We start from the raw sequence: 2,681 nt of genomic DNA, 5'->3' as shown, positions 1-2,681 counted from the left end.
ATTTTTACCTTGACGCAAAAACGAACCAAAAACGTCAAGACTGCGATTTTCGACGTTCAATTACCATTTTACGCACTAAAAAGATTAAATGATTCGCATAAGCTCACTAATCTTTTTTACGCTTGTTTCAATGGATTGAAGCTCGTCTGCAAATCGTATGTCGATTTGGAATTTGTTGTTAAAAGGGATTATAATATTGAAAAAGGATGAGAAACCGGCATTAAAACTCTCACGTTAAGAAAATGGTTGAATGGAGCGTTAAAAAGGTTTTAGCCCGTAGGGTTTTTAAAATCTTTAGTGGAATGAGGGCATTTTTAGTAGAGAGGTTTACGGCCTTGACTTTTTGGTTACTTTTTAGTCAAGTAAAAAGTGACATTAAAGAATTTTTAATCTCAAATGTTATAAAAAGTGGATTTGAATATTGAAAAAGGATGAAAACGTAAAACGTAAAACTTATTACGTAAACATATCGCACACTACACCGAATTGAAACTCTACTTTTCAGCAATGACGGTTTTAATTCATTGTTATAAACGAATTTGAGTATTGAAAAAAGATGAAAAACCGGCATTAAAACTCTCACGTAAAGAAAATGGTTAAATGGAGCGTTAAAAAGGTTTTAGCCCGTNNAATTTTTAATTTCAAATGTTATAAAAATTGGATTTGAATATTGAAAAAGGATGAAAACGTAAAACGTTAAGCGTAAAACTTATACCAAGACCGTTAACCTATAAACTCATCGAACATCGAGAAGACAGTGGTGACTGTACTTCGATAGTTTAGACAATTAATCGAGGGATTTCTTTTAAAGGAATTTGGTGTTTCGCAAATGTACGTTTTAAGGTAGTATAAGTGGAGAAACCACTTTGAATGGTAATATCTTTGAATGGAGCATTGGTAAACATGATCAATTCTAAGGCTTTCAACATTTTTAATTTTTGTTCGTATTCCGAAAAGGAGCAGTTGAAATAGTAGTTGAATCCTTTCTGAATTTCATAGTAAGTAAATTCCGTATCTGTTGCAAAGGCATAAAGTGTTTGGTTCTTTTGCAGACATTCTTTGTAAATTAACTTGAGTTTTTGAATGGGAATATGATAAAATTTTTTCCAGTTTCCTTTCAATTCTTGACTTTTGACTTGGATCGAAACACAATAATACGCAAATTGATCTTGTTTGTGTCGGTGAACAAAACCAGCTAGATGATGGTAACCGTGTGATAAACCTGAAATATCAATAAGAAAAGGAAAATATTGGTTTTGATTATAAGTGATTTGTGTGTTGTTTTTTAAAAGTTTGTAAAGTGCTTCTATGTCAACATTAAAATCTATTGATAAGGTTGGGGGACGTGGACATTCGCAGACATCATTGAAGTAAAAGATTAATTGCGGAATAAACAACAGTTGTGATTGATAATCTTGTATCGCAAACAAATTGATTTTTTGAATAAAACCAAATGCATATTCAATCATTTGCATATACTGTTTGTTTAGGATATCTTGTTTTGCTTCTACTTGTGGTTCATTTTTCTTGATTACATCTCCATATCGATGAATAAAAAAGTTCAGGTACTTGATATATTCTTCATATACTTCAATTTTCATACGCTTAAAAATTAAAATTGAAAATGGTTGTAGTAAAGATGTATTTGTCTAATATACAATAAATTATAATATAAACAAAAATCCCCTCCAAAAGTAGAGGGGAAATAGTTAAAGTACAGTGACTTGACCTAAGTAAATAGATGGTGCAGCGTCTTGTTTTATGACAGATATAAAACTCATCCAAACATGTACATCTGTTCCTTGATATTTGGGCAGAAATTGTAGTACATAGGATTCTTCGGAGCGTTTTACCGTTGTTTGTACAACCGTTGATTGTGCTTTTGTAATGCCATCTTCTGCATACAATATAACCAAGGTGTCATTTTGATCCACAAGTTCTGTTGCATTATCGGTCCATGTAATCGTTACCGATAGTGGATCGTCTGCAATAACATTTACAGGTTGTGGCTCGAGTAAATTACCTTTTGTGAATTGAATAGCATCATAATCAATAGAAAAGGTTAAGGTATCCATATTACAAGGCATAGATTGTAATAAATTTGCCATGGCTTGATTATAAGGCGATTTTAAACCAGCCCTTTTTCCGTAATAGGTTTTAGCCAATGCTTTATACCCTTGTATAAACTGCACAGCAAAATTGAATCTGTCTTTTATGACTTGTTGTTTTGGCGTTGGTATACGATTTGATTTTCGTGGTCGTATACGAGAAATTTCATTTCCTTCGATATTCGAAACAATAATTCGTCCTGTACGTCCTCGCGTACCCGACAATAGAGAATCTGTAATTTTTCCCATTTTTAATAGATTTTAAATTAAACTTTATTTGATTTGGTTCAGCAACAGTTCGAAATTATGAGGAATGATTTGAAGAGGTTAATTTATGGTTATCCATGAACGAAATTGGTAGGTGATGAAGGGGAATGATTGGTATGAATGTAGATGTGAGATATGAGATATGAGATATTAGATATTAGATATTAGATATTAGATGTGAGAAGTGAGATATGAGATATGAGATTTGAGATTTTAGAGTTGTATTATGTACAAAGTAGTATGTATTTGAGATTAAGACTAAGGTTGAGAAAGTGGATTGATTTTAGATGTGAGAATTGAGATTTT

The 2,681-nt window shown here is 32.0% G+C and carries 2 protein-coding genes; both read right to left on the bottom strand.

All coding sequences use genetic code 11. The features are described 5' to 3' along the window. Window positions 1-779 precede the first annotated feature (779 nt). A complete protein-coding gene (locus tag B3J26_RS04230) occupies window positions 780-1,601 on the bottom strand; it encodes an AraC family transcriptional regulator (protein ID WP_291073415.1) in 822 nt (273 codons plus the stop codon). Between the two features lie 108 nt (window positions 1,602-1,709). Beyond that, complete coding sequence (locus B3J26_RS04225; RefSeq protein WP_291073414.1) at window positions 1,710-2,357, bottom strand: DUF6266 family protein; 648 nt, start codon at window positions 2,355-2,357, stop codon at window positions 1,710-1,712. Window positions 2,358-2,681 lie beyond the last annotated feature (324 nt).

Source organism: Empedobacter sp. UBA5987 (assembly GCF_002429865.1).
Lineage (GTDB): Bacteria > Bacteroidota > Bacteroidia > Flavobacteriales > Weeksellaceae > Empedobacter > Empedobacter falsenii_B.
Note: the sequence above shows the minus strand (reverse complement) of the source record. Positions and strands in the feature narration are given on the sequence as shown.

Bases quoted from the DNA above. Each gene is read 5' to 3' on its own strand.
- B3J26_RS04230 (WP_291073415.1), bottom strand. From the start codon at position 1,601: ATGAAAATTGAAGTATATGAAGAATATATCAAGTACCTGAACTTTTTT.
- B3J26_RS04225 (WP_291073414.1), bottom strand. From the start codon at position 2,357: ATGGGAAAAATTACAGATTCTCTATTGTCGGGTACGCGAGGACGTACA.